This window comes from Gammaproteobacteria bacterium, from assembly GCA_016199745.1.
Taxonomy (GTDB): Bacteria; Pseudomonadota; Gammaproteobacteria; order Acidiferrobacterales; family Sulfurifustaceae; genus JACQFZ01.
Genome location: JACQFZ010000057.1, coordinates 109653 through 131654 on the forward strand (window position 1 = coordinate 109653; position 22002 = coordinate 131654).

21 protein-coding genes are annotated in these 22002 nt (G+C 58.3%); 10 read left to right on the forward strand and 11 right to left on the reverse strand.

Annotated elements, in window-relative coordinates; genetic code table 11:
* Positions 1-3: 3 nt before the first annotated feature.
* From HY308_15980 to HY308_15995, 4 genes are all read right to left on the reverse strand, one after another.
* Positions 4-654 carry a hypothetical protein gene (locus HY308_15980; protein ID MBI3899776.1) on the reverse strand — a complete coding sequence of 217 codons (651 nt, stop codon included), beginning with the start codon at positions 652-654 and terminating at the stop codon, positions 4-6.
* Between the two features lie 513 nt (positions 655-1167).
* On the reverse strand, positions 1168-1368 hold the full coding sequence (locus HY308_15985; GenBank protein MBI3899777.1) for a hypothetical protein: 201 nt from the start codon (positions 1366-1368) through the stop codon (positions 1168-1170).
* A gap of 16 nt (positions 1369-1384) precedes the next feature.
* Complete coding sequence (locus tag HY308_15990) at positions 1385-2416, reverse strand: CDP-6-deoxy-delta-3,4-glucoseen reductase (GenBank protein MBI3899778.1); 1032 nt, start codon at positions 2414-2416, stop codon at positions 1385-1387.
* An 88-nt stretch (positions 2417-2504) separates the two neighbouring features.
* Positions 2505-3131 carry a hypothetical protein gene (locus HY308_15995; protein MBI3899779.1) on the reverse strand — a complete coding sequence of 209 codons (627 nt, stop codon included), beginning with the start codon at positions 3129-3131 and terminating at the stop codon, positions 2505-2507.
* Positions 3132-3343: 212 nt separating this feature from the next.
* Here HY308_15995 and HY308_16000 point away from each other — a divergent pair, with 212 nt between their 5' ends.
* The 6 genes from HY308_16000 (at position 3344) to HY308_16025 (ending at position 10306) form a co-directional block, all read left to right on the forward strand.
* Complete coding sequence (locus tag HY308_16000; protein ID MBI3899780.1) at positions 3344-4297, forward strand: ATP-binding cassette domain-containing protein; 954 nt, start codon at positions 3344-3346, stop codon at positions 4295-4297.
* Entirely contained in the window at positions 4294-5043 is a 750-nt protein-coding gene (locus HY308_16005; protein MBI3899781.1) for an ABC transporter permease subunit, read from the forward strand. The genes HY308_16000 and HY308_16005 overlap by 4 nt, the downstream gene beginning before the upstream one ends.
* 3 nt (positions 5044-5046) lie before the next feature.
* Positions 5047-6393, forward strand: coding sequence for a GldG family protein (locus HY308_16010; protein ID MBI3899782.1), 1347 nt, complete (start codon positions 5047-5049; stop codon positions 6391-6393).
* Between the two features lie 4 nt (positions 6394-6397).
* Positions 6398-7306, forward strand: a complete 909-nt coding sequence (locus HY308_16015; GenBank protein ID MBI3899783.1) for a DUF4340 domain-containing protein — start codon at positions 6398-6400, stop codon at positions 7304-7306.
* Positions 7307-7416: 110 nt separating this feature from the next.
* On the forward strand, positions 7417-8238 hold the full coding sequence (gene mutM / locus HY308_16020; protein MBI3899784.1) for a bifunctional DNA-formamidopyrimidine glycosylase/DNA-(apurinic or apyrimidinic site) lyase: 822 nt from the start codon (positions 7417-7419) through the stop codon (positions 8236-8238).
* A 97-nt stretch (positions 8239-8335) separates the two neighbouring features.
* The gene (locus HY308_16025; GenBank protein MBI3899785.1) at positions 8336-10306 is read left to right on the forward strand and encodes a dynamin family protein; all 1971 of its coding nucleotides are present in this window, start codon (positions 8336-8338) and stop codon (positions 10304-10306) included.
* 59 nt (positions 10307-10365) lie between these two features.
* On the opposite strand, the gene HY308_16030 is transcribed toward HY308_16025, so the two are convergent.
* The 5 genes from HY308_16030 to HY308_16050 are packed head-to-tail and all read right to left on the reverse strand — an operon-like array spanning position 10366 to position 14417.
* Positions 10366-10626 (reverse strand): YfhL family 4Fe-4S dicluster ferredoxin, encoded by a 261-nt coding sequence (locus HY308_16030; GenBank protein MBI3899786.1) that lies wholly within the window; start codon positions 10624-10626, stop codon positions 10366-10368.
* A 32-nt stretch (positions 10627-10658) separates the two neighbouring features.
* Entirely contained in the window at positions 10659-11138 is a 480-nt protein-coding gene (gene coaD, locus HY308_16035) for a pantetheine-phosphate adenylyltransferase (protein MBI3899787.1), read from the reverse strand.
* A 4-nt stretch (positions 11139-11142) separates the two neighbouring features.
* A complete protein-coding gene (rsmD, locus tag HY308_16040; GenBank protein MBI3899788.1) occupies positions 11143-11784 on the reverse strand; it encodes a 16S rRNA (guanine(966)-N(2))-methyltransferase RsmD in 642 nt (213 codons plus the stop codon).
* Positions 11735-13045 carry an insulinase family protein gene (locus HY308_16045; protein ID MBI3899789.1) on the reverse strand — a complete coding sequence of 437 codons (1311 nt, stop codon included), beginning with the start codon at positions 13043-13045 and terminating at the stop codon, positions 11735-11737. The genes rsmD and HY308_16045 overlap by 50 nt, the downstream gene beginning before the upstream one ends.
* Positions 13032-14417: an insulinase family protein gene (locus tag HY308_16050; protein MBI3899790.1), complete on the reverse strand. Its 1386-nt coding sequence runs from the start codon at positions 14415-14417 to the stop codon at positions 13032-13034. Before HY308_16050 ends, HY308_16045 begins: the two co-directional genes overlap by 14 nt.
* A gap of 38 nt (positions 14418-14455) precedes the next feature.
* On the opposite strand from HY308_16050, the gene ftsY reads away from it, so the two are divergent.
* The 4 genes from ftsY to rpoH all read left to right on the forward strand — a co-directional run bounded on the left by ftsY (position 14456) and on the right by rpoH (position 18207).
* Positions 14456-15439 carry a signal recognition particle-docking protein FtsY gene (gene ftsY, locus HY308_16055; GenBank protein MBI3899791.1) on the forward strand — a complete coding sequence of 328 codons (984 nt, stop codon included), beginning with the start codon at positions 14456-14458 and terminating at the stop codon, positions 15437-15439.
* Between the two features lie 172 nt (positions 15440-15611).
* Positions 15612-16316, forward strand: a complete 705-nt coding sequence (gene ftsE / locus HY308_16060) for a cell division ATP-binding protein FtsE (protein MBI3899792.1) — start codon at positions 15612-15614, stop codon at positions 16314-16316.
* 2 nt (positions 16317-16318) lie between these two features.
* A complete protein-coding gene (gene ftsX, locus HY308_16065; protein MBI3899793.1) occupies positions 16319-17242 on the forward strand; it encodes a cell division protein FtsX in 924 nt (307 codons plus the stop codon).
* Between the two features lie 110 nt (positions 17243-17352).
* On the forward strand, positions 17353-18207 hold the full coding sequence (rpoH, locus tag HY308_16070; protein ID MBI3899794.1) for an RNA polymerase sigma factor RpoH: 855 nt from the start codon (positions 17353-17355) through the stop codon (positions 18205-18207).
* 283 nt (positions 18208-18490) lie between these two features.
* On the opposite strand, the gene HY308_16075 is transcribed toward rpoH, so the two are convergent.
* Positions 18491-20632: a YgiQ family radical SAM protein gene (locus HY308_16075; protein ID MBI3899795.1), complete on the reverse strand. Its 2142-nt coding sequence runs from the start codon at positions 20630-20632 to the stop codon at positions 18491-18493.
* A 304-nt stretch (positions 20633-20936) separates the two neighbouring features.
* Positions 20937-21953 (reverse strand): hypothetical protein, encoded by a 1017-nt coding sequence (locus HY308_16080; protein ID MBI3899796.1) that lies wholly within the window; start codon positions 21951-21953, stop codon positions 20937-20939.
* Between the last annotated feature and the right edge of the window lie 49 nt (positions 21954-22002).

Here is a 22002-nt window from a genome sequence, read left to right on the forward strand (position 1 = left end):
GGTCTAGCGTTCTCCATTGGCTTTCCGCTTAGCATCAAGCCATTGTTTGCATTTCCGACTGAAATTTATCGTAATTTTATCGGAGGACAATCGGCGATGAATCGCATTCAGCTTTCCAATTATTTCGGCGCAATGTGCCTGCAGTTTATTGCCCGCATTAACCGTCTTATACTTCGATTCCATTAGACGTGTGATCTCGTTTCCTATTCGAACCGCTTCGTCCATTGCTACCGGCCCCTTGCTTTGTTTGCTGTTAAAGCCACGCTCAATTTGTTGAATAGCGGCCGTAATTCGCTGCTCCGCTTCCTGTTCAAGTTTCGCGGAGCGCACAGTCAGTCCGCCGATGATGTCCGTGAGCTCATTAACTCTCTCCATCTCGCTTCTGGAAAAAAGTCTGACGCACGTCGAATGGTAGTTGATCTCATTCACCACTCCGCGTCGCATCTCGTGTCCACCCACCATAAAAGCTGTGTAGTAGTCGTTAACCTCGCTATCAATCTCGTCGAGTTTCTTTTTCACATGATTAAACACTTGCGGTCCCAGCGCCTGGTGTTCATCTACTAATTGTTGTGCGTAGTCCTGCCCAGCATCGATTAATCCGTCCTTTGCCAGATCTTTTGCTTTATCAAGTATGAGATCCATTGGTGACGACATAACGCTTCTCCCTCATTGAAAATTAAGAAAAATTGATAGCACCCTTCACGCTACCGATCGTTTGCTTTAGCCATGTCGATACAGGCGTTTCCTGAATAAAAAAAGGAAACAACAGCAAAATTCCGAGGGCATCGCTTGTGTGCCGATGCGATGGATAAAAAAGAGGGGGTTCGACGTTGGGATACGGCTTCACAAGAACACTCCCTTTCTTGATTCTGCTTCTTATTAGCGGGGAGATTCGACCAGACGAAAATCGGCCGGTCAAGCGACTTTCGTTCTATACGATTCGGGTTGAGGAAATTTTTCTGGGAGTGGAGATGTGTTGTCGGGAGGACGGGGAATGGAAAAATAAAAGCCCATTTCCCTCACCACCCACCTTAACCCTTGCTATGGCGGGGGATGAAGCGGGATTTTCGCGAGTGTCCAGCGGACACTCACGCCGCCGAACGGGCGCACGTGATTTTCGTGCGCACTGGGTGGGAATAGTTTGGGTGGGGGTATTAAAGTTAGACGCTACTGCTGCTGCCCTTCCTCCGTCGTCGCCTTGTTGATCTCCGCCGCCTGCTGCTCAGCCGATTGCTTCACCTGCCCTTCCACCGCCCGCGCCTTCTCCTTCGTTTTCAGCAACGGATCGAACACGGTTTCCTTCGGCGGCTTCTCCTCGCAACCGACGCATAACAACAACACCGCAAAAATACCGAGCCAGTAGCGCATGCACACCTCCGCGGCTTTAGGTCGTATGGGCGAACTCAAAAGAATCATAGTGCAACCGATCTTCGGCAAGGCCGCGCGGAAAGAAGACGGCGCGGATCGCGTTGATCATCGGCGGCGGACCGCTGGCATACACCTCATGCCCGCTGAAATCGGCATAATCGGCTAACACCGCGTCGTGTACCCAGCCGGTACGGCCGGTCCAAGCATCTTCCGGTTGCGGCTCGGACAACACCGGCGTGTAACGGAAATTGGGATATGCCGCGCACCAGCTTTCGGCTAGCGCGTGCCGATACAAATCGCGCTTGGCGCGTACGCCCCAGTAGAGATGCATCGGCCGCTTGAGACCGCGGGCGATGGCGTCTTGCACGATCGATTGGATCGGTGCGAAGCCGGTGCCACCGGCGACGAGGATGATCGGCCGTTCGGCGTCGTCCTCGCGCAGAAAAAACATACCGAGCGGTCCGCGAAACCGCAGCAGGTCCTTCTCGCGCATCTCGTTAAACACTTGGCCGGTGAAGCGACCGCCCGGCACATGCCGCACATGTAGCTCGAGCGAATCGACCTGATGCGGCGGATTGGCGAGCGAGAAACTGCGGCGATCGCCACTACGCAGCAGGATGTCGATGTATTGGCCGGCGAGAAATTTGAACGGCTCGGGTTGTTGCGGCAACTTGAGCGACAACACCATCACATCGTGCGCTGCCCGTTCGAGCTGGATCACGCGTGCTGGCAAGGTCTTGATGACGATACCCTTGGGCGCGTCGATCTCTTTTGCTTCGATCGTTAAATCGGACGTCGGTCGCGCCTGGCAGAACAATGCTTTGCCGGCGGCACGCTCGTCGGCGGTCAACGCTTTTTCGTCATACGTGCCGTAATCGACGCTGCCCGTCAGCACCACGCCCTTGCAGGCACCGCAGGAACCGTTGCGGCAGCTATGCGGCAACAACAACCCTGCGCGCAATACGCCGTCGAGCACGGTTTCGGTCGCTTTGACGGTAACCTCGCGACCACTGGGTTGGATACGAACTTTATAAGTTTTATCGGTCATGTAATGCGCTGCCTACACAAAATGGAACGGACGCGTATTGTCGCCTAATCGGCCAATGGTAGGAACTTAACGGGAACGATTCGGGGATTTAGATCCAATCGACGCCGTGTACCTGCTGCCAGATGCGTACGGCACGATCGACCTGGTTATGATTGAGCGCTTGTTGGGCCGCCCGTTCGCAGTCATCCTCGCTGGCGCACTCGAAGCCGTCGACGCGGTGCGCCATCCGGGTTTCGCTGCGGGTATAACCGTTGCCGTCCCAGGTATAGCGGTTGTAGCTGGTGTAGCTGTTGCTGAGCTCGGCCCGCAACTGTACCGAGGGATAGGCACCGTTGCGATCGAGCCGATATTCGCCGACCAGCGCCAACAGCACTTGCGTGCCGCCCGCCTGCTTTTCGATTAACCAGGCACGGCATCCGTCGGCGTTGCAGCGATCGTGCTCGACTAAAAAGAGATGCCCGTGCGGCGTGTGGCTGAGCCAGCGAATTTGGTAGCCGGCATCGGCGCAGGTCGCGCTGGACGCAGCGACCGGAACCGCGGCGCAGTCGTTCAGTACCTCGACCGGCAGCTCGGCGACCCGCAACGTCGGATCGGACGATTCGCCGACGCCGCTTCCGAGAACGGCGTAGAGGGCGAGACCGGCGATGATGGAGAGGCTCCATGACCGTGCCTTAGTCATCTGTCGTGCACCCGAACCGACATTGGTTTCGCTCATGCGCCTGCTCTGCCCTTGCCCGCTCCCGAAAGGGGAGAGTGGGCGGGAGTTCGCTTCGCGGTTCGTCGATTGAGTGCGCATGTTTTGATTCCTTGCCGCCTATTCAGCAGATTCCATGCCACGTCGAAAAGCTGACGGCTCGCGTTGACTTTGGCGGCCTCGGCGCCTTAAATGCGACCCTACCTAACCCCGCGTAATCACTTGGAAAACAGATGGCGGCGACTCCCTTGGCCGAGGTCCACAACCTGACCCGCTATTACGGCGATCTCAGAGCCGTGAACAGCGTCAGCTTCACGATCCATCCGGGTGAGATCCTCGGTTTCCTCGGCCCGAACGGCGCCGGTAAAACCACCACCATGCAGATCCTGACCGGCAACCTGGCGCCGAGCGACGGCGACGTGCGCATCAACGGCCATGACCTGCTGGCCGAGCCGCGCCAAGCGAAGGCGGCGCTCGGTTACCTGCCGGAACAACCGCCGGTTTATCGCGACCTGACGGTCGATGAATACCTCGACTACTGCGCGGCGCTGCACCGCATCCCGCGTCCGCGGCGGCGCGAGATGCGCGAGGCCGCCAAGAGCAAGTGCGGCTTGAGCGACGTCGGTCGACGGGTGATCGGCAACTTGTCGAAGGGCTATCAGCAACGCGTCGGCATCGCTCAGGCGATCATTCATCTACCGCCGCTGGTGATTCTGGACGAGCCCACGATCGGCCTCGACCCGATCCAGATCCGCGAGATCCGCGCGTTGATCCGCGAACTCGGTAAAGATCACGGCGTCATCCTCTCGACCCACATTCTTCCCGAAGTGCAGGCCACCTGCGATCGGGTACAAATCATCAATAAAGGCAGCCTAGTGCTGAGCGATACCATCGACGGTCTAGCGCGGCACTTGAAGTCGGCCGCACTGATCGTCGGCTTGCGGCAGCCACCGGCATTGACCGAGATCGAGCATATCGCCGGCGTGCGCGGCGTCAGTACGATCGACGGCAGCCACGTACGCGTGCTGCACGAGCCGGGGCAAGACCCAACCGACGAGATCGTTCGACTCGCGACCGAGCGCCACTGGGGCTTACACGAGATCGGCCCGGAGCGCGCGTCGCTCGAACAAATCTTCGTCGAGCTCACTGCCGCTGAACAAACCATCGCCGCGGAGACGCCCGCATGATCCTCACTATCGCCCGGCGCGAATTCAAGAATCTATTCCTGTCGCCGCTCGCCTGGGTCGTACTGGCTGTCGTCCAAACGATCTTGGCCATCATCTATCTATTGAGCATCCGCGACGTGATCGAAAAAAGCGATCAGCTGATGGCGCTCGAAGGCATTCCGGGCGTCACCGAAATGATCGTGCCGTCGCTCTACGCCAACGCCGCCATGATCCTGCTGTTGGTCACGCCGCTTTTAACCATGCGCCTAATCGCCGAAGAGCGCCGCAATCGAACGCTGCCGCTGCTGTTCAGCTCGCCGATCTCGATGACCGAGGTCGTGCTCGGCAAATATTTGGGGGTGTTGCTGTTTCTGTGGCTACTGCTGGCGATGATCGCGCTAATGCCGTTATCGCTGATCTTCGGCGGCCCAGTCGACTTCGGTTTGCTCGGCGCCGCCACCCTCGGTCTGGCGCTAACGCTGGCGAGCTTCGCCGCTATCGGTTTATTCATGTCGACCCTCACGCAACATCCGATCGTCGCCGCCATCGGCGCCTTCGGGTTATCGCTGTTCTTTTGGATCGTCGATTGGAGCGGCCAAGGCGACATCCATGCCAGCGTGCCGGCATACCTATCGCTGTTCAATCATTACTTAACGTTTCTCAAAGGCATTTTCGACAGCACCGCCGCTGTTTATTACGCGCTGCTGGTGGTGACGTTCTTGACCCTCAGTATCCGCCGGCTCGATGCTGACCGGCTGGGAGGCTGAGCCGTGCATCACACGCCCCGCGCCAAACTGCAACTGCGTCTAGTCAACTTAAGCTTCATCGTCTTATTCCTGGTCGCCGTCGGCTTGCTGCAATGGATGAGCCGCGAATTCCATTGGCAGTTCGATATCACCCAAAACCGCCGCTACTCGTTGTCGCCGGCGAGTATCGCCGCGGTCGAGCGTCTCAAAGGGCCGATTACCGTTACCGCCTTCGCCAGCCAGCAACCCGAGATCCGTTACCCGATCCGCGATCTCATCGGCCGCTATCAGCAACACAAAGCCGACATCACGCTCGAGTTCGTCGATCTCGACAGCGATCCCGAACGCGTGCGTGCCGCGGGCGTTCAAGACGACGGTGAGCTCGTTATCCACTACGGCGATGCGCGCGAAAATATTCCGCCGCGTGCACGCAATGAAGAAAGCCTGACCAACGCCTTTACCCGCCTCGGCCATCGCGGCGAACGTTGGCTGGTATTTTTATCCGGCCACGGCGAGCGCAGCCCGGATCGACAAGCCAACTTCGATCTCTCGACGTGGTCGGCACAGCTGAACAAGCGCGGCTTCAAGACGCGTTCGCTCGCGCTCGCCGAAACACCGCGGGTACCGACCAACGCCGCCGCCCTGGTCATCGCCAGCCCGCGCACGCGGCTGCTGGCCGGCGAGGTCAAGGCGATCGAGGATTACTTGGCGCGCGGCGGTAATGTGCTGTGGTTGTCCGATCCGAATGAATCGTCGGGCCTCGATCCGGTGGCCGAATCCTTAGGAATCGAGTTCCAAACGGGCACGATCGTCGACCCGGACTCGGAAGCACGCACCGGCAATCCGGCGGCGATGGTCGTCACGCGCTACGGCTCGCACCCGATCATTCGCGAATTCAGCGACACGACGGTATTCCCGAACGCTGTCCCGATCAGCGTGCAGGCTAGCGAAGGCTGGAAGAGCCAAGTGCTGCTCGATACGAGCGCGCGTGCCTGGTCGGAAACCGGCCGACTCGAAGGCGAGATCAGCTTCGACAAAGGCAAAGATATTCCCGGCCCATTGGCGTTCGGCTTTGCCATGACGCGTACGGTCGAAGGCCGCGAGCAGCGCGTGGTCGTCGTCGGCGATGGTGATTTTCTATCGAACAGCATCATCGGCAACGGCGGCAATCTCGAGCTTGGTATGAGCGTGGTCAACTGGCTGTCGCGCGATGACGCCTACGTCAACATTCCGGTGCGGACCGCCCGCGATCGCAACTTGAAGCTGTCGCCGACAGCGCATGACATCATCGGTGGCGTCTTTCTGCTGGTGCTGCCGTTGGCGCTTATCGGCAGCGGTGTCACCATCTGGTGGCGTCGGCGCAAACGTTAATACGATGAGCACGGAGCCGAATCAGAACCCGCCGCCAGCAGCGCCGTCGCCGCTAATGCGGCGCTGGTGGGTTAATCTTGTACTACTTCTGGTCGTGATCGGTCTCGGCCTATTTGCTTGGAAACGCTCGGACCAGACCCAGCAAGACGACACGCGCTTACTTCTTACCGATCTAAAAACCGACGCCATCGACCGCATCGACATTAAAAAAGCGGATGCGACCATCACGCTGCAACGAAACAACGGCGTTTGGCGGCTGACGGCGCCGATCAATGCCCGCGGCAACGACTTCGCGATCGAATCGGTTGTGCATTTGGCGCAGGCACCGAGCGAGGGCCGGTTAACGCCAACCGCCGACGACCTCGGTCGCTATGGCTTGTCCAAGCCGAAGCTGGTCGTGCGCCTCAACGATAGCGTCATCGAGTTCGGCGATCTGCATCCCTTCAAAGACCAGTACTACGCGCGCCACGGCGACGCGATTCATCTCGTTTCCAGCGGTTACTACGCCCAGGCGGCACAGCCATATACCGGCTTCATCGATACGCGCCTGCTCATCGCCGACAGCAAGCCGGTGGCATTCAAGTTGCCGGGTTTTGCACTCACGCTCAAAGACGGCACCTGGCAGCGCGCGCCCGAAGACAAAGCGCTATCGTCCGACCGCATCAACGCGTTCGTCGAAGAGTGGCGGCATGCGCGGGCGCTCAACGTCAAAGCCAGTACAGCGGCACCCGGCAAAGAACGGATCACCATCACGTTCGCCGATGACACTAACAAGTTATCAACGCTGACGCTGAGCGTCTTGGCGCGCACGCCGGAGCTCGTGCTGTTGCGCGCTGACGAACAATTGGAATATCACTTCCCTGCCGAGACGGCGCAGCGCTTGCTCAACTTGCGCGCGGACAATCCGAATTAAGGATTTCTTTTTTTCGCTTAGCCCATTCAAGGGGTAGGATAGCGACGCCGTTGCGCGTGCGAAACGCACACTGTAAATCTGATCCATTTGCCAAAACCTACGTCACCGCCATGCCCGAACTCCCCGAAGTCGAAACCACTCGCCGCGGTATCGAGCCGTTCTTAGTCGGCCAACACGTCGGCCGCGTGCTCGTGCGCAATCCGCGCCTGCGCTGGCGTGTTCCGTCGAGTTTGCTGAAGCAGTTACCCGGTCAACGCATCAACACCGTCAGCCGCCGCGCCAAGTACCTACTGCTGGCAACCGACGTCGGCACGGTCATTCTGCATCTAGGCATGTCGGGCAGTCTGCGCGTGGTCGACAGCCGTGAACCTGCCGGTAAGTTCGACCATGTCGAGCTGGTGCTCACCAACGGCGACTGTCTGCGATTACGCGATCCGCGTCGGTTCGGCGCGGTACTATGGACTGATGCCGACCCCAACACCCATAAACTGCTCGCCGATCTCGGCCCTGAGCCCCTGGAATCAACTTTCTCAGGCGCGTACTTGCACCAGGTCTCGCGCGGCCGTACCCGGGCGATCCGCGACTTCCTGCTCGACGGCCGCATTGTCGCGGGCATTGGCAATATTTATGCGAATGAAGCGCTGTTCGCCGCCGGCATTCGGCCAACCCGGGCCGCCGGCCGGATTTCGCGCGCGGGCTACGACCGTCTGGCAACGGCGATCCGTGCCACCCTCAAACGGGCGATTAAGGCCGGCGGCACGACCCTGCGGGATTTCCGCGGCGGCGACGACAAACCCGGCTATTTTCAGATATCCCTCAAGGTCTACGGCCGCGACGGCCAGCCCTGTCTAACCTGCCAAACCCCTATTCGGATCCATCGTTTAGGTGGCCGTTCAGCCTTTTTTTGTGCGAGCTGCCAAACCCTGGGCTAAACTGAGGTGAAGTTGAGCATTCTTAGCTAAGCGGCTGGCATACCTCGCCTTCCGACAAAAAATAAACACTAACTTCGTTTTAAGGGGAACCCGTCCAATGACGAACCCGAGCCTCGAGCAACAATTCGAGCAGTACGGCAGCTGGCGTAAAACGCTGGCGGCGGCAATCACTGAGTTCCGCACGTGGTTGCAAACACAAGAGTTGTCGGACACGCAAGTCGATCAACGACTCGATCACGTGTTGTCGACGCTGCGCGACGACAAACTCTATATCGCCTTCGTCGCTGAGTTCTCGCGCGGCAAGTCGGAGCTGATCAACGCCATCTTCTTCGCCAACTTCGGCGCGCGCATTTTGCCGTCGAGCGCCGGCCGCACGACGATGTGCCCGACCGAATTGATGTACGACAAGGCCCGCGGCCCCGAGCTGCGACTGCTGCCAATCGAAACGCGGCGCAGCGGCACTAGCATCTCCGAGTTCCGGACATTTCCTGATGAGTGGCAGAACGTGCCGCTCGATACGAAATCGGCCGAGGGCATGGCGAAGACGCTCGGCCATATCACCGAAACCAAACACGTCGATCGCGAGCTTGCGCAAGCGCTCGGGCTGCACATCGCCGAAGACGAAACGCAACCGGGCGTACGCATCGCCGAAGATGGTCTGGTCGAAATTCCGAAGTGGCGCCACGCAATCATCAACCTGCCACATCCATTGCTCGAAGGTGGCTTGGTCATTCTCGACACACCGGGCTTGAACGCACTCGGCTCGGAACCCGAACTAACGCTGAATTTGTTGCCCAGTGCGCACGGCGTGTTATTCATTCTCGCCGCCGACACCGGCGTGACCAAAACCGACATTCAAGTGTGGCACGACCATATCGGCGGTAAGGGCGGCGGTCACAAAGGTCGGTTGGTGGTGCTGAACAAGATCGACGGCTTGTGGGACGAGCTGCGCGATTGGAATGAAGTGAATCGCGAGATCGACCGACAGATTCGCGAGACCGCGAATACGCTGAACATTCCAGAGACCAACGTGTTCCCGGTGTCGGCGCAGAAGGCATTGCTCGGCAAGATTCGCAACGATGACGAAATCTTGGAGAAGAGTCGCATCGGCACGCTGGAACAAGCGCTGGCACAAGAAATTCTTCCCTCCAAACGCGAAATCGTCTGTGACGCCATCGGCGGCGACGTCAACTACGCCATCGACAATATGCGGCAATTGCTGAAGCAACGGCTGCAAGGTGTACACGAACATCTCGGCGAGCTACAGGGACTCAACGGCAAGAACTTCGACGTCATCGACCACATGATGAACAAGGTCAAGACCGATAAAGAAATTTTTGAAAAGAGTCTGCAACGCTTCCAAGCAACGCGCAGCATCTTCTCGCAACAGACCAACGTGCTGTACACGCACTTAAACCTGAAGAGTGTCGATAACCTGATCGCTGCCACCAAGCGCGACATGGAAATCAGCATGACGACGGCGGGCTTGAAGTCGTGCATGGATAACTTCTTCGTCAAAGCGCACAAGACCATGGAAGACGCCGCGGCGCAGGCGCAGGAAATCAAAGAGCTGATGGAAGGCGTGTATCACAAGTTCCAGGAAGAATATGGCCTCGCCAACGTGAAGCCGGGGGGGTTCTCGGTAACACGCTACCTGCGCGAGATCAAACGTCTGGAAGGTAAACACGATCAGTTCATGAGCGGCTTGTCGCTGGTGTTCACTGAACAGCAAATCCTGACACGCAAATTCTTCGAATCGTCGGTGGCAAAAGTCCGGGCGATCTTCCGCATGGCGCATCGCGACGCCGACGCCTGGCTCAAGACCATCATGTCACCGATGGAGTCGCAGGTGCGCGAGCACCAAATCTTGCTGCGCCGCCGGCTGGAATCGATCAAGCGCATTCACAAGGCGACCGACACGCTGGAAGATCGCATCAAGGAGCTCGAGCAAATCCGCGAAGGCATTCATGAGCAGGAAGGCGCCATCGAGAAACGTATCGGCAACATCACGCCGCTGCTGCAAAATCCGGACGACGGTGATATCAGCCAAGTCAGCAAAACTGCCTGACGACACAATCTAGCTTTTAGCAAACAAAAATCCCGGCGCTGCCGGGATTTTTGTTTGCGCTATTCCGTCTTGATCTGACCGGTGAGCGCCAGATATTTCTGATGCAATTCGTCGCGCGTTTCCGGTTGCGTCGTATCGACGTGGATGCAATCAACCGGGCAAACCACGACGCACTGCGATTCATTGAAATGACCGACGCATTCGGTGCAGAGCTTCGGATTAATAACGTAATACTCCTCGCCCTGCGAGATGGCGCCGTTCGGGCACTCGGGCTCGCACACGTCGCAATTAATGCATTCGTCGGTAATGAGGAGGGACATCGCTATAAACGCGGGGGAAACCGAACGAAATTCTAACTCATCTTGCCCTTAAGAGCAGCGACCACACGCGCATCCACGAAACCCGAGACATCTCCGCCCAAGGCGGCAATTTCCTTGACCAGTGACGATGAAATAAAGGTCTCCTGCTCGGATGGCGTCATGAAAATGGTTTCGATGTCGGGCGCCAACCGCCGGTTCATACCCGCCATCTGGAACTCAACCTCGAAGTCCGACACGGCGCGTAATCCCCGCAACAGTACGCTCGCGTCGTGCGCGCGGGCGAGATCGATCAACAGATTATCGAAACCGATGACGCGCACGCTCGGCACATCGTCGAGCACGGCGCGCGCCAGCGCGACACGTTCACCGAGCGTAAACAACGGTCGCTTCTTCGGATTGGCAGCGACGGCGACGATGACTTCTTTGAAAATGCGCGTACCGCGTCGCACGAGATCGGCGTGACCATTGGTAATGGGATCGAAAGTGCCAGGGTAAAGCGCGATAGCTTTCATGGGATCAAGTATAACTGCTCGGAAGGCGCAGCAAATGATAACCCACCTGACCGGCAACCTTACTTTTGATCGGTTCCCATTCGGTGGGCAGCGGCAACGCCAGCTCAGCCGGCGCTTCAACGTAGACTAACCCACCCGGCTTCATCCAGCCTTGCACGAGCCGTACGCTACAACTCTTGAGCATCGATTCGGCGACGGCAAACGGTGGATCGAGAAAAACGATATCGAAAACCGTAGGTGATCCGGCAAGATATTCGAGCGCGTCCAATGCCACCACTGTCGCATCGGTCGCCGGCAACCGTTCGACGTTCGCCCGCAGCTGCCGTGCTGCTTCCGGCGAGTGCTCGACCATGACCACGTTTGCCGCGCCGCGTGACAACGCCTCGAGGCACAAGGCGCCGGTACCGGCGAACAGATCCAAGCAGCGCGCGCCCGGCACGTAAGGCGTCAGCCAGTTGAACAGCGTCTCGCGTACGCGGTCGGGCGTCGGCCGCAAGCCGTCGCTGACCAGCACCGGTAACCGCCGGCTGCGCCAGCGGCCACCGATAATACGAATTTCGCCGGGATAATTTTTTTGGCGCGGACCGCGCGCCGATTTACGGGTTGCCACCGACGACAACCGTGATCGCGCGCTGCAAGTCGACATGGCGTTTGAACGCCGCGCGGATCTGCTCAGCCGTGACCGCTTCGATCTTAGCGATGTATTGGTCGAGATAGTTGAGCGGCAATCCGTAAAAGCCGATGTAGGCGAGGTTCTCGGCAATCTTCTGATTGCTATCGAGCCGCAACGGGAAGCTACCGGTCAAATGTCGCTTGGCCGATTCGAGCTCGGCCGGCGTCGGTCCGTGCTCGACAAAATCGGCCAAAACTTGGCGGGCGACATTGATTGCATCATCGCGTTGCACGTTCTTCGTTTGCAGGCCGATGGCAAACGGCCCGGGCACGCGCATCGGCTGAAAGTAACTGTAGACGCTGTACGAGTAGCCACGCTTTTCCCGCACTTCATCCGCCAGTCGCGACACCAAACCGCCGCCACCGAGCGTGTAGTTGCCCACTACGAGCGGGAAAAAATCCGGATCGTCGCGACTGATGGCGACATGGCCGAAACGCACATGCGTCTGCTGTGCCGGAAAGCTGACGACTTGGCGCCGGCTGTCCATCGACACTACGTTCGGCAACGGCGGTGCCAGCTCACCGCGCGGCAGACGACCGAGCGCGCGCTTAGCGATCTCCTTCGCCTCACTCACGCTAGCGTTGCCGACCATGGCGAGCCAGGCGTTACTACCGACGTAGTAACGCGCGTGGTGCGCCGCCAGATCGGCACGCGAAATAGCGCGCAGCGATTCGGCCGTGCCTAACGGGTCGTGTGCATACGGATGGTTGCCATAAACCAAACGCATAAACGTCTGATCGGCGATCACCTCCGGCGATTGTTGTTGCTGCTGTAACCCGATTAACGTCCGCGCGCGCTCGCGTTCAAGTGCTTCCGGTGGAAAGCTCGGTTGGCCGAGCAGCTGCGCCAGCAGATCGAGCGCTGGATTGAGCAGCTTTGGATCCGACAAGCTACGCAACTCGATGACTGCCATGTCGCGCTCGGCACTATCGCCGTATTCCGCACCGAGCCGTTCGAAGCCGCTGGCGATTTGATCGGCATTCAAACTGCCGGCGCCCTGCCGCAGCATGGAATTGGTTAACAATGCGACGCCATGCTTGCCCTCCGGGTCACGACTGCTGGCGGCATCGAACGCGATGTGCAATTGCATCAGCGGCAACTCGGTCGTACGCACAAACAACACCCGCACGCCATTGTCGAGCGTCCAATGTTCAATCTTCGGCACTGCCAGCGCGACATTACTCAGCAACAACAAGCACAGACCGACCCACCATTTTTTATTATTGAATATCATGACGTCCTCCCAACATGCCACGCCGCGGGCGCGGCGGCGCTTCACTCAAGGGCAACGGATCGAGCACCGCCGTCGTCTGATTGTTCTCGCGCAAATATTTACGTGCTACCGTCATGACTTGCTCCGGTGTTATCGCGTTCAATCGCTCAACCTCTTTATCTAACAAGTCGAGATCGAGCCCAGCCATCGCCAGCTCGCCGATCTGATAGGCCTGACTGAAGACGGAATCGCGCTCGAATACGTCGCCGGCGATCACCTGTGCCTTGACGCGCTCGAGCTCTTCCTTCGATACCGGCTCCCGCTGTACGCGTTCGATTTGCCCTTTCAGCGCCTGCTCGAGATCGGCAACCGTGTGATCGGCCGACGGTGTGCCGCTGAATGACAGCATCTGCGGAAAACGGGCGATCGCGTGGTAACTGGTGCCGATGCCGGCAGCGACTTTGGTCGCCCGTACCAGCTCGGTCTCAAAACGTGCGCTCTGTCCGCCATCCAGCACCCCGGTCAACACATCCAGTGCGTACGGCTCCCAAGCTTCCTCAGCCGGCGCCTGCCGGCTATGTACGGGCACATGGAACGCGGTCAGCAGATACGGCAGCTCGGCCGGAATTTTGACGGTGATGCGGCGCGGCTCTTGCTGCGGCGGCTCGGCCGAGATCGGCGTGCGCTCTAACGACCGCGACGGGATCGGACCGAAATACTTCTTGGCGAGGTCGAATACCGCCGCCGGTTTGACATCGCCGACCACTATCAGCGTCGCGTTATTCGGGACATACCAACGTTTGTACCACGTACGCAGGTCATCGATGCGCAGATGTTCTATATCGGCCATCCAGCCGATCACCGGATGGCCGTAGGGATGGGCTTTGTACGCCGTCGCCATGAATTTTTCGTACACCTGCGCCTGCGGCTGATCGTCGGTCCGGAGCCGGCGTTCCTCCATTACGACTTGGATTTCCTTGCGGAACTCGCCGGCGTCAAGCGTCAAGTTTTGCATGCGATCGGCCTCGAGCTCGAACGCGATCGGCAACCGCGATTTTTCCAATTGCTGGTAGTAGCCGGTGTAATCGTAATAAGTAAATGCGTTCTCGCGACCGCCGTTATCAGCGATGATGCGCGAGAATTCGTTCGGTTTGAGGTGCGTGGTGCCCTTAAACATCATGTGTTCGAGCGCATGCGAGATGCCGGTTAGGCTCACAGGTTCGTCGACACTGCCGACTTTGTACCAAACCATGGACACCACCACCGGTGCGCGATGATCTTCTTTGACGATCACCCGCAAGCCGTTCGGCAGCGTAATTTCATGGATGTCGTTACAACCGGTCAGTAACAACGCTGCAATTACGAGCGTGCATTTTTTCAATGTGTGAAACATCGCCTTACCTTTTATAATGACCGCTATAGGATAATCGATTGACTGAATCCGGTAATCAAGCGTTGAACTCACCGAACGAACCAACGACCGTAAAACGACCCGGGCTGTTCGCGCGTCTGCGCGACAAGCTGGCGGCGACCAAACAAACTCTGAGCGAGGGCCTCGGCGATTTACTGCGCGTGAAGCGCGCACTCGACCAAGACCTCATCGATGACATCGAAACCGCGCTACTACGCGCCGATGTCGGCGTCGAAACGACGCAAACGCTGATTGACGACTTGAGTCGGCGACTATCGCGCAAAGAACTGGCCGATGCTGATGCCGCGTACCGCGTGCTTCGACAACACATCTTGGCCATTGTTCAACCCGCGAGCCGCCCGCTCACCATACCGAAAGACGGGCGGCCCTATACGATCATGGTGGTCGGTGTTAATGGCGTTGGCAAAACGACCACCATCGGCAAAATCGCCGCTCGCCTGAAACAAGATGGTCACCGGGTGATGCTAGCCGCCGGCGATACGTTCCGCGCGGCCGCGGTCGAGCAGCTCAAGGTGTGGGGCCAGCGCGTCGATACCCCTGTTATCGCGCAACACACCGGCGCCGACGCTGCTGCCGTCGCCCATGATGCGATCAATGCCGCCCGCAGCCGCCAAGTCGATGTGCTGATCGTCGACACCGCCGGCCGCCAACATACGCATGGCGGACTGATGGAAGAGCTCAAAAAAATCCGGCGTGTACTCGGCAAAGTCGACCCGAGCGCACCGCATGAGGTGCTCATGGTACTCGACGCCGGCACCGGCCAGAACGCACTGGCGCAGCTCAAAGCATTCCGCGAAGCCGTCGGCGTCACCGGGCTGGTGTTGACCAAGCTCGATGGCACCGCCAAGGGCGGGATCGTTATCGCCATTGCCAAGCAATCCGGGCTACCGATCCGCTACATCGGCGTCGGCGAGACGTCCGATGATCTGCAGGATTTCGACGCCGCCGCGTTCGTCGATGCGTTGTTGCCGGAAACATTGTGAAGATTGTTCTCGGCCTCTCCATTCGACCGACTGTTAAGCCCCTCTCCCTCCGGGAGAGGGGTTGGGGTGAGGGCACGGTGTGCCGAAGTTCAGCAAAGTGCTGGTGCGAGCATCCCTCACCCCATCCCTCTCCCGGAGGGAGAGGGAGATTATGTTCGCTGATGCGGCCCATATGATCGAATTTAACTACGTCTTCAAACGCTACCCGGGCGAGTACGACGCGCTCAAAAATATCAGCTTCAAGATCGAGCGCGGCGAGATGGCGTTCATCACCGGTCACTCCGGCGCCGGTAAAACCACGCTGCTCAAGCTGCTGAGCTTGATCGAGCGGCCGACCCGCGGGCAGGCCATGGTCAACGGCAAAAATCTCGGCAAGCTGAGCCGCTGGAGTGTGCCGCATTTCCGCCGCCAGGTCGGCATCGTCTTTCAGAATTACAAATTGCTGTTCGACCGCAGCGTTTACGACAACGTCGCGTTGCCGCTGTTTGTGACGGGCGTCGAACCGCGCGAAATCGGCAAGCGCGTGCGCGCCGCGCTCGACAAGGTCGGGTTGCTCGATAAAGAGCGGCTCAATCCAATTATGTTATCGGGCGGTGAACAACAACGCGTCGGCATCGCCCGCGCCATCGTTCATCGGCCGGCACTGCTGCTGGCGGACGAACCGACCGGTAATCTCGATCAGGCGCTGTCCGACGAGATCCTCGACTTGTTTATCGATTTCAATCGCCATGGCGTAACGGTATTGATCGCCACGCACGACCAGCACCTGATTGCGCGGGCGCGCAAACGCGTGCTGACGCTCAATCACGGCGAGCTGACACACGATTCGGACCCGGCGTCGTCGCGCCATGCCGCTGACCGTTTAGGGACCGCTTGATCATGCAGCGATTCAATATTTATTTACGCCAGCACTCCCGCGTACTGCGCGAAACGTTCATGCAGTTGTTGCGGGCGCCGGTCGCCGGCCTCTTAACCGTCGCCGTCATCGGCATTACGCTGGCGCTTCCGACCGGGCTTTATCTCGCCATCGATAATCTGCAACGCCTGAGCACCGGCTGGGATACCGGCGGACAGATCTCGCTGTTCTTGAAGCTCGATACCAGCGAAGCCGCCGCCGAGCGATTGGCCGATCGCGTACGCCGTATGCGCGGTGTGGCGCGAGTCGAATACTTATCGCGCGCGCAAGCGCTCGCCGAGTTCAAACGACTGTCCGGCTTCGGCGAAGCACTGAATGCGCTCGACCAAAATCCATTGCCGGCAGTACTGATCGTTCATCCAGGTAGCGCCGCCAGCAAGCCGGAAGCGCTACAGGCGCTGTTAAACGATCTCCGCCAACATGACATCGTCGACTCGGCACAGCTCGACCTGGAATGGGTCCGCCGCCTTCGCTTAATTCTTACCCTTGCCGAACGCGCGGTACTGATCATTGCCGGCCTGCTCGGTCTTGCGGTGTTGCTCACGATCGGCAATACCATTCGCCTGGCTGTGCTCAATCGCCGCGACGAAATCGAAGTCATGAAATTGCTGGGCGGAACCAACGGCTTTATCCGCCGCCCCTTCCTCTATGCCGGCGTCTTGCAGGGCCTGCTGGGTGCCGCTACCGCCTGGGCCATCTTGACCGTCACCCTGATGTTCTTGGCCGAGCCCCTGGCCGAGCTGGGAGCCCTCTACGGCAGCGATTTCCGTGTACATGGCCTCGGGTTCACTGCATCCGCCCTACTCCTCGGGATCGGCGCCCTGCTTGGCTGGATCGGCTCGCGGCTGGCCGTTGGTCGCCACCTCCGTGCCATTGAGCCGACGTAATTCCTTTGCTCATTAAAGACTTATTGAAAGTCGGAACTCTATCCCCACTTTGGCACTCTCAAGAGACGAGTGCTAAACTCGCGCCCTAGGACAGCTGTGGGAGGTTTTTCATGACGTACGCTTTACCAATCGCCCTTGATTTACGCCCTGAACGAGGGCTGTCTGCCTACGTGCGGACAGTTAATGCCGTCCCGGTATTGAGCGTCGAAGAAGAGCGTCATCTTGCCCGACGCCTACACAAGTACAACGATCTCGACGCCGCGCGCCAATTAATTCTCGCCAACCTGCGCCATGTGGTTCGCATTGCCCGCGGGTTTTCCGGCTACGGCCTGCCACAGGCAGACCTCATCCAAGAAGGCAATGTCGGCTTGATGAAGGCGGTAAAACATTACGATCCTGCGCATGAAGTTCGGCTAATGTCGTTCGCGGTTCATTGGATTCGCGCGGAAATTTACGACTACGTACTGCGCAATTGGCGCATTGTCAAAGTGGCGACCACCAAAGCGCAGCGCAAGCTGTTCTTCAACTTGCGCAAGTCGCGTGAACGCCTCGGTTGGATGCGGCGCGGCGAAGTTGATGCGCTAGCGGAGAATCTCGACGTAGCGCCAGAGACTGTGCAGGAAATGGAATCGCGCATGGCGAGTGTCGACGTTCCGTTCGACGGCGAAGTCGAAACCGATGACGACACCTTTCACGCCGCTCCTTCGGGTTATCTGCAAGACATGCGCTACAACCCGGAAGTGGTGGCGACTAAATCGAGCCAAGAGAACGCGCGCGATGAACAGCTGAAATCGGCACTGTCATCGCTCGATACGCGCTCGCGCGACATCATTCAACGCCGCTGGCTCGATGAGCAAAAACCGACGTTACACGACTTGGCGCGTGAATACGGCGTCTCCGCCGAGCGAATCCGCCAAATCGAAGCGAAGGCGCTGACAGTGATGAAGGACAAGCTCATCGCTTAGCGAACAACGAGCGCTGTAGCTGTAAAAAAAAGGGCTTCTTAAAGAAGCCCTTTTTGTTTAACTCAGGTTTATCTGACCTACCCCAATACGCCGAACAGACACAGCAAGATGACCACAGTGATCGGCACACCCAACTACCACAACAGCACCCCTACCATGGTTCGCCTCCGAATGCGCCTCGGCGCCAGTTGTTTTACGCCAAGTTACGCAAAGTACCGGCGGGGGTAAATCGCTGCGACTACCGAGCAGCGCGAGGGCAAACCCCTACACCACACACGCAGATCTATCGTGGTTTACGCTTAGCGCGTGCCTGCGGTCGAGGATTAGCGGGAAGACCCGTATGTTGCGTGCGGAAATTTCCGGCGCGGCGGCGTGCACCTTCCGGCTGTTCGCCGGTGCCGGCCGGTTGCCAGGTGGGAATGAGGTGTTGCTTGCTGTTACCGATTAAATCGGCGCGACCCATGCGTCGCAAAGCATCGCGCAGCAGCGGCCAATTGTTCGGGTCGTGATAACGCAGAAATGCCTTATGCAACCGACGTTGCTTCAACCCTTTAGCGATGAACACGCCTTCCGAATCGCGCGTCACTTTGCGCAGCGGGTTCTTGCCACTGTGATACATGGCGGTCGCGCTCGCCATCGGCGACGGCAAGAACGCCTGGACCTGGTCGGCGCGAAAGCCGTTTTTCTTGAGCCAGAGCGCCAAGCTCACCATGTCTTCGTCGGTCGTGCCCGGATGGGCCGCAATGAAATACGGAATGAGATATTGCTTCTTGCCCGCCGCCTGCGAGTAGCGATCGAACATCTCTTTGAAGCGGTAAAAGCTGCCGATACCGGGCTTCATCATCTTCGATAGCGGCCCCTGCTCGGTGTGTTCCGGGGCAATCTTCAAGTAACCGCCGACGTGGTGGGTGACCAGCTCTTTCACATACGCCGGCGACTCGATCGCCAAGTCGTAACGCACACCCGAGGCAATTAATACCTTCTTCACGCCCGGCACTTCGCGCGCACGCCGATACAACTTAATAAGAGGTAAGTGATCGGTCTTAAGGTTGGAGCAAATGCCGGGATAGACACACGACGGTAAGCGACACGCCGACTCGATCTCCGGACTCTTACAATGAATGCGATACATGTTCGCTGTCGGCCCGCCGAGGTCGGAGATGACGCCGGTGAAGCCGGGCACGGTGTCGCGCACGGTTTCGATCTCACGAATGATCGAATCTTCCGATCGGTTCTGAATGATGCGGCCTTCGTGCTCAGTGATCGAACAGAAGGTACAACCACCGAAACAGCCGCGCTGAATCGTGATCGAAAAGCGAATCATCTCGTACGCCGGTATCTTGGCGTCGCCGTACGACGGATGCGGCCGGCGTTGATACGACAGCTCGTAGATGCGATCCATCTCTTCGGTCGTCAACGGAATCGGCGGCGGATTGAGCCAGACCTCGCGATCGCCGTGACGCTGGATCAACGCGCGCGCATTGCCCGGATTCGCCTCGACATGAAGCACGCGCGAAGCGTGCGCGTAGAGCACGGGATCGGCGGCGACTTGCTCGTAGCTCGGCAAGCGAATGACGCAATGGGTCGAGTCGACCTTCGGACGTTTACGCTCGAAGCGCACGACTTTCACATTGCCCGTGACCGCCGGCGATGGCTCACGCATTTCTTCTTCGGTCGCGTACGGATTGCTCGGCGGATTGAGCGGGCCCGGTGTATCGATACGCGTACTGTCGAGCTCGGTCCAACCGTCGGGCACTGCCTTGCGCGCGAACGCTGTGCCGCGCACGTCGGTAATAGCGGCGATCGCTTCGCCGGCGGCAAGGCGGTGGATCACATCAATCAGCGCGCGTTCGCCGTTGCCGTAAATTAAAAGATCGGCTTTCGCATCGATCAGAATCGAGCGACGGACTTTGTCGGACCAGTAATCGTAATGGGCGATACGGCGCAACGACGATTCGATACCGCCGATAATGACCGGCACATCGCTAAACGCTTCGCGTGCACGTTGCGCGTAGACGATGACCGAGCGATCCGGTCGCTTACCGCCGGCACCACCGGTCGTATAGGCGTCGTCCGAACGCACCTTGCGGTCGGCGGTGTAACGATTGACCATCGAGTCCATATTGCCGGCGGTAATGCCAAAGCAAATATTCGGTCGACCCAACGCCTTGAACGGATCGGCGCTCTGCCAATCCGGCTGGCTCAAAATACCGACGCGAAAGCCATGCGCTTCGAGCAAGCGGCCGACCAAGGCCATGCCGAAGCTCGGATGATCGACATAGGCGTCGCCAGTGACGAGGATGACATCGCATGAGTCCCAACCCAACGTCTCCATTTCTGCGCGCGACATCGGCAAGAACGGCGCGATGCCGAAACGCTTGGCCCAATAGGGACGATAAGAAAAGAGATCGCGAGCGGGTTGCATGGGGAAAGAATAGGTCGGGCGGAATGGCGCGCAGTATACCGTGATTCGGTCAGCGCGCCGAGCCCGGACCATTGACAACCGTCAATAGCAGGTAAAACGCCAGCTTTTTGACGTCCGCGCAACACTTTTCGTCAAAAACGGTCGGCGCCGGGAGAGCACCGGCTGTTGACCGACAATGGCCACCCACGTCTGATGATTAAAGTGGCTAGAGCAACCGCAATGGTGTCTGAGGTTCCTCTGGCTGCAATGCGACGAGAATCAACGAACGTGTTGCATGGCGATGACTATGCTCTGCGCGTAGACGCTATGCCGCTCTCTTCTTTGATCTCTCCCAACAATCGCGATCAGCCTGCTCGATATTTCCGCGCAGAATACCGATATCGCGCGCGCCGGAACCCTTGGCATATTCGCTGGCAAGTTCCGCGATAGTCTTGGGTTTGTCGAGAGGCCAAATGTAAGTCTGGGTTTCGGTCCAGCTTGTGGTGCCGTGCGTATCGTAATCGCAGATATTAGCCAAGATGGTAAGAATTTGATCTCGCGCGTTGGGGTTGTTCAGGCTCAAGCCCGAACCTTCACCGATGAGATCACGACCTGGACCACAATAAGTCATACGCCGATCCCTAGGATCATAGAGTTCCATAGGCTTTTTGGTGACGATATGTTGGTAACAGACCTGCACATTGGGATCCAAGCGCCAGAGCAAGTGATGGCCGTAGGTAAGAGTCTGGTAGACATCGTTAATCTTTTTGCACATTGCGCCGAAACCTTTCTGCGTGCGCTCGAGAACTTCACTTGGCTTGGATTCAATCAAACTGTGTCTGATGACATGCTTGCAGTGAGTGAGAGCCATTGTCTTATCGAAAATCGGGTCGTTCAAGCGATATCTAAGTATCTCGAACAACAGCTCCGCACCTTGGCGGCCGAAAGTACTGCCCACTAAATCATCTGCGCTTTCTAAAACTTCTCCCTCAACCGCGTTCTTCAGCGCCTGAACATTCGCCCCCCTAAGCGTCCTAAGACGATCGTCCTCACTCCCATAAGCCTTTTGCAACCCGTCAGTGATGAGACCGGCCATCGTGAGCGGTAGACTGTATTTGCTGACGACGGTTTCTATCGCAGGGAATAGCGCTTTCGCGGTACCCACGGCAGCGCCAAGCCAAGCTGAAGCTTGGAAGATGGCAGGCATGGTGGAAAGACTGTATTCGCCGACCCCGTTTGCGACCTCTTTGAGGGCATCACATTGATTTTCTCCCCACTCGGATGACGCTACAAATAATGCGGTGCGAATTGCATCCTGTAGATCTGAGGCAGTGATAGCCATGATATTTCCTCCCAATGGTTGGTTGATGCGTTCGTTTTATAAAAAAACA